Genomic DNA, 6,013 nt, shown 5'->3' on the forward strand with positions numbered 1-6,013 from the left:
TGCCCCATTATAAGGTAGACCTTTTACTCATTCACACCTTGTTAATGTGTGTTTCCCCTAATAAAAGTTATCTGACATTAGCAGTTGTCAAAGTTATACGACACAAAAGACATCATCGTGTTGCTTTTTGGCTTGGTATATCGTTTCTATCATTACTCAAATGATGTAATACTCTCAACTTTAAAATGATAGTGATGTGCGTGACTTTAATCACAAATTTGAGTGCGAGATAAACCTATAGAAAAGTGAAAAACACATGCGATAAAGCCAATTGATTTGCTAGTCTAGTTACATTGATTGGCCTTCGTGCCTTTAAAGTCGATTATTCAATCGTAGTGACCATTCATTTCCACATTACCTATTCAAATCGCCCAGAGATAAAATAATAGGCTCTAAATAATCACTGGGCCCACCATGAATCAAGAGCCACCAAGAGATATTCTTAAGCCTACTTCAAAACCCTGCTCTCGAATTGGTTGGGTAGTGGAAGTTCATCCAGAAAAGAATCGAGTCAAAGTAGATTTTGAGCATAACCCATTTTCTCAACCTCTCTGGGCGTCAATAGGCCGTGCTTTTACTCAGTCAGAAATTTTTATGGCCATCGATAATAAACTCGATTGCCGAATCTCTTTTCTATCCGAAGATCTTACCATTCCAACATTGGTTGATATCTATATTTCTTTGCTTGAAGAGCAAGAGCTTGTTGTTAAAGCAAAGAGAATAACCCTTGATGCAGAGGAAGAAGTGCTTATTGGCTCTGGGACGACACAAACCAAATATAGTGGAACGGATGGCCGTATCACTACAACAGCCAAGCATCTTAGTAGTAGCGCTGAAAAAATTCATAAGATCCAGGGCGCTAAGGTAAAACTCAACTAATCCACTTAATCTAAGTAGGACATATTAATGGCAGTTACAATAAGTGCAAATGGACTCAGTGTTGTCCATAAAGGCTCGGGAGGAGAGGCGAATGCCACCCTGCCTGATGTGTGCCTTACTACAGTCGGTAAACCTGTTGTACCAATCCCTTATGGAAATAACGCGAAGTCGGCAGATTTAGTGGAAGGCACTACGACAGTCACAGCAGATGGCGGAAACAGTATTGCTTTAAAGGGCAGTAAATTTGCCAAGAGCACAGGCGATGCGGGCGGGGACAAGAAAGGCGTAGCATCGGGTACGATAGAGGCCGAGGCCGAGTTCATTTCCGCATCACCGAGTGTCATCATCGAAGGGAAAGGCGTGGCTAGGTTGTCAGACCAAATGACAATGAACAAGGCCAACACCATGTGCCTAGGTGGGGTTCAAAACCCTGCCGTCACGGTCACTGAAGATGAAGAAGGCACTTACACTGTCTACGTCAAGGCTCGATACCCGGATGGTGTACTTCTCAAGAACGCAGATTTTGACATTACCGATGTCTCTGGTGGTGCTCTGTCTCCTGGTCACTTTGATAACTCTGGCAAAAGCAAAGTATCAGGCTTAAAGCCGGGTCAAATCAAAATTCTGGTTAAAGAAAGTACGGATGAGTTTATTGCTACACCGGTTCGTTTAACCAACCCACACTACCTACCCGATTACAATGATGATGACTTCTTTGATAGGTCTGCTCAGGGACAGCAAATCTTCTGGCACCCTAATCGTATTGCCCCGCCAGTAGAAGGCTGGGGAACCATGGGGCCTAGCCTCACCGCTGACCGATATTTTGCCGATATTGTGGAAGCAGAAACGAAAGCCCACTTCGAGTTTAGACACCCTGATTTTCATTTCAGCGTATTGTCAGAATCGCTAATCGCGGGAATTGATAGTCTCTCTGATACGAGTTTTGACAGTGTACTGGCGAACGGGTTACCAATGGTGATGGAAGAAGGGGAAATTTTCTCCGTCTTATTTCGTTTACCCAAGCATGAAACCGCCGACCGTATGCTGGCTTACATGCGTGCTCGTGGTAAAGGTAATCCTCAGGTTTTCATCAATAACTACCCTTGGGATAAGGCTAAGAATATACTCAATTCTGAACTAGAGAGTCTACTTAGTAAGATAAAAGGGCGTGTGGAATCTCTTAAGTCCGAAGCTAGTCGGTTGAATTATGATTACTTGTCGTCTGATATCTATAAAAAGCATGTGAGTACCATTGATACCTATGCTAAAAAATTGTCCGATAACCTCAGCCAAGCTTTCAAGCGTATGGAGAAGAAAGCTAGTCAACTTATGGATGATGTGTCGGATGTCTCGGTCATTCAAGCGCCTGATCATGTTTATTCTGCCGAAGCAGGGACTATCGAAGTAGTCGTGAATGCGATACCGAAAATAGATTTAGAAGAGCAGAAGTGGATTAAGATCCGTGCCGTTCACGATGACCTGTGGGGAACGCCTGTTTACGCTAAAAACCTCAAAGTGATAGCCAATGGCTCCGTTCCCCATAAAGACAAGTTGGATCTCAATCCATTGCCGCAAAGAAGTACGGCCTCAGAAACTATGGATCTGGCGTTGGAGACCCAGAAGACAGAGGGAGGTGTGGTGGTGGTCGATGATCTCAAGCCTAACACAGACTCTGTCACTATCGAGTATGAAGGTGAACCGGGCATTGAAGATAAGATTGCAAAGCAACAAGAAGCGATAGAGACCTCTTTGGATGGCCTTTTAAACACTGTTGCTCAAGATATGTCAGGTTTCCAGAAACAATGGGACGAAGAAGGCGTACTCTGTTTGGGGGATGGGGTGCTTGAAGGGGCTAAAGCTTGGGGGGCCGATGTGGTGGAACTTTTCTCTCCCGAAGTCTGGGGCAAGATGGGCCATACCCTAGCAGATGCCACCACCGATGGTTTTGATAAGCTCTATATTTACGCCAATCAAAAATACAATGCATTGGAAGAGTACACCGCCGATGCGATGAAAGGAACGGAAGTTCAGTTAGCTCAAAGCGATTTACCAAGCTGGGTAAAACAGGCGGCTTATATTTCCAGTATGGCGCCTAACTTGCTTATTGCGGCCAGTGTGGATGCGTATGAAAGTATTGATGACACCATCGATGACGTGCAACTTTGGTGGAATGAAGACTCAGACGATATTGCGCGCAAGATAAAGTGTATTGCAAGGCACAGAGAAGCCATTTGGAACTTGCCTACGCTCTTTACCAACAATGATGTTAAAGGCGTAGAACAGTTCGTTGATACTGTCGTGATGGAATTTGACCCTGAGTGGGCAATGGAAATCAAGGAGAGTGAGTTTTTCCCAAAAGCCTTGGCGTTGATTAATGATGACAACAGCATCTTGCCTTTCTTTACATACTTGAACCTGATTATTGAAGCGATCCCGCCTAACTTCTATTTCTACTACGTGGGTAAAGCAGCTGCGTATATTGCCATTGAAGTGGTGTTAACCATAGTGATTGGCTTACTAACGGGGCCAGCAGGGGCAGCCGCCAGAATTGCGACGGTCACAGCGAAGTTTACCATGGGTGTTAAAAAGGTTGGAACCGTCTCTCACGCCGCACAAGCACTAAAAACTTTTACTAGCACCGTCGATGGTTTAGTCGATATTTTGCCAGATTACGATAAGTTAGCGGGCCATTTGGCATTGCGCCGTAAATCCGCCATAGCAGACAAACGGGTTAATGATACCGCTCAACTGAAAGAGGAACATGAGCCTAGAAAGGGTAAATGTCGACTGTGTAAGAGTGAAGAACATAAAACGCCTCGGTTGTACCGTGGTGAAATTAATTACGTATAGGATAACTTACCTATGAGTATACTGAACAACCAAGAAGCGGATGAATCGGATTTCGTCAATGGTATGATTGAGAAAAAAGGCTATCGTAAGCGCTGGGTAAACAACGTAAAAAAATTATCTGGGCACCCTTATAATAATGGTATCCATATGGATACCCATCATATTATTTCGGCAGAAGCGGTGAAGATAAGCAAATTGGGGAAAAATCTAGTTAATAAAGGTTACGATATCAATCAGTTGTCAAACTTGGTTGGGCTTCCTGCTACACTGCCGGGGGCATGCCAGCTTCATTGCCAACCACACCGTGGCGACCATACCTTTAGTCGTCCTAGGGAAGAACCATACCATGATTATGTTTCTGGAGAGCTAAAAGATCCAGAAATAAGAAAAAATATAAAAATGTGTTACGGCAAGACTAAAGAAACAGAAACCGAGTCAGAAATACATAAGCTGCTCGACCCGATTAGTCGTAAAGTGCTAAAGAAAATCAACAAAATTGAAAGAGAGCAATTTTTTTCACTGCCGTTGACCAAAATTTCCCATTACTTTATTCCAGGAGGACCTGGGTGTGCCTGTCAGTTTGATGTAAACGATGCGGAAAAACATGCCGCTACTTACTGTGCAAATGATCGACTCCACTATAAAGGGAGCAATAGAGATGGCAAAGACAAGCGCTATCAAACCAGTAGTTCTCCATGGAATACCAAAACGATCACGTACCAAAGCACCAGATGGAAACCAAAGGTAGGACAATGAGCCAATATAACGACCAATACTATATTGTTTTTAAAAACTATGATGGAAATACTTTGTACCTCACGACACATGATAGGTCCGACCATCGTGACTATGAGTTTACGAAGCTAAGTGGTAATGAACCTATGTTTTTTGAAAATGGTTATCGTGAGGAAGACTTGGCGAGAGGAATATCTAGGCCGATTACAAAAGCACACTTGGATTCTACTTACCCAGTGATTGCGGATGAAGTTAAACAGTCTTTAGGTGATATTGGCAATGATTGTTTTCAGTTGTATCCAGCTATCATTGTTGATGACCACGGTAAGTATCATGACAGTTATTGGGCATTTAACTTATTCCAAAAGATGGATGTTTTGAATTTAGAAAAGAGTCAGATTGATGATTTTGACCCTGAAGACACTCGACACACCATTGAGCAGTACTATTTGGATGATGACAAGTTGTCAGCTATGCCTGAGAAAGAGCGCTTGGTCTTTATGCCAAAATTCAGCGATTACCCCCATATTATTGTTCACGAGAAAGTGGTGAAAGCATTCAAGAAACATAACGTAGATACTTTGAACTTTGTAAAAGTGTCTGATTGGGTAATGGGTCTTCAGTTTGTAGAGTCTTAATGGTAACGCTCTCTTTTCGGCAATAGAATCTTAGCCAAGAGATTGATCTAAGGTTGGACAATGAACCAATACAACGACCAATACTATATTGTTTTCGAAAATTATGATGAAAATACTTTGTACCTAAAGCCACAAAAACATTCAGATCTGCGAGATTACGAATACACCAAGCTAAGTGGTGGCGTACCGATGTTTTTTGAAAATTGCTATCGTGAAGAAGATTTAGCAAGAGGGGTATCAAGACCGCTTAAGCAAGCACATTTAGATTCAACTTACCCAGTGTTTACTGACGCTATCAAGCAGTCATTGGGTAACATTGACAATAAATACTGTCAGTGTTGCCCAGGGATAATCGTGGATGACAACGGTAATTTCCATGAAGATTATTGGGTATTTAACGTCTTCGAGAAAATGGATGTGTTGGACTTGGATAGATGTGCCATTAGAAAAAGAAATCCCAATAGAGAGGGGCAGAAAATTCAACAATACTGTTTGAGTGATGAAAAGTTAGAAGTGATTCCAGAGAAAGAGCGTTTGGTCTTTATGCCTAAATTCAGCAGTTACCCCCATATTATTGTTCACGAGAAAGTAGTGAAAGCATTCAAGAAACATAACGTGGATACGCTTAACTTTGTCAAAGTTTCTGATTGGGTAATGGGGCTCCAGTTCGTAGAGTCGTAATGGAACAGTGGGCCGATGAAGGCATTGGGGAGATCTACGTTTCTAGCTTAAAACTAGGTATTCAGGAACAATAACCTTATTTGCTGTTCCTGAGTATATGTAAACTCCCCAAATAGTACAATTTGATCTGCTTCAGCGATACTGGACAATCACGTAAACAAATTTTCCATACTTTTAATAATTCATGCTTCGCTAAATTAGCAATCTTGCTAAAACGTTTTTGTCCAAAA

Annotated in this window: 5 protein-coding genes; all 5 read left to right on the forward strand. The window is 42.4% G+C overall.

Going from position 1 to position 6,013, the window contains the following annotated elements; translation table 11 throughout:
* The first annotated feature begins 414 nt into the window (after window positions 1–414).
* The 5 genes from ACED28_RS22490 to ACED28_RS22510 are packed head-to-tail and all read left to right on the forward strand — an operon-like array spanning window position 415 to window position 5,783.
* Window positions 415–879 (forward strand): hypothetical protein, encoded by a 465-nt coding sequence (locus ACED28_RS22490; protein ID WP_017097876.1) that lies wholly within the window; start codon window positions 415–417, stop codon window positions 877–879.
* A gap of 27 nt (window positions 880–906) precedes the next feature.
* Window positions 907–3,729: a PAAR-like domain-containing protein gene (locus tag ACED28_RS22495; RefSeq protein WP_371710793.1), complete on the forward strand. Its 2,823-nt coding sequence runs from the start codon at window positions 907–909 to the stop codon at window positions 3,727–3,729.
* Between the two features lie 12 nt (window positions 3,730–3,741).
* Complete coding sequence (locus tag ACED28_RS22500) at window positions 3,742–4,485, forward strand: AHH domain-containing protein (RefSeq protein WP_102535546.1); 744 nt, start codon at window positions 3,742–3,744, stop codon at window positions 4,483–4,485.
* A complete protein-coding gene (locus ACED28_RS22505; RefSeq protein ID WP_102535545.1) occupies window positions 4,482–5,102 on the forward strand; it encodes an imm11 family protein in 621 nt (206 codons plus the stop codon). Before ACED28_RS22500 ends, ACED28_RS22505 begins: the two co-directional genes overlap by 4 nt.
* 60 nt (window positions 5,103–5,162) lie before the next feature.
* A complete protein-coding gene (locus ACED28_RS22510; protein ID WP_371710794.1) occupies window positions 5,163–5,783 on the forward strand; it encodes an imm11 family protein in 621 nt (206 codons plus the stop codon).
* Window positions 5,784–6,013 lie beyond the last annotated feature (230 nt).

Origin of the sequence: Vibrio sp. 1F253 (assembly GCF_041439295.1) — a bacterium.
GTDB lineage: Bacteria > Pseudomonadota > Gammaproteobacteria > Enterobacterales > Vibrionaceae > Vibrio > Vibrio tasmaniensis_A.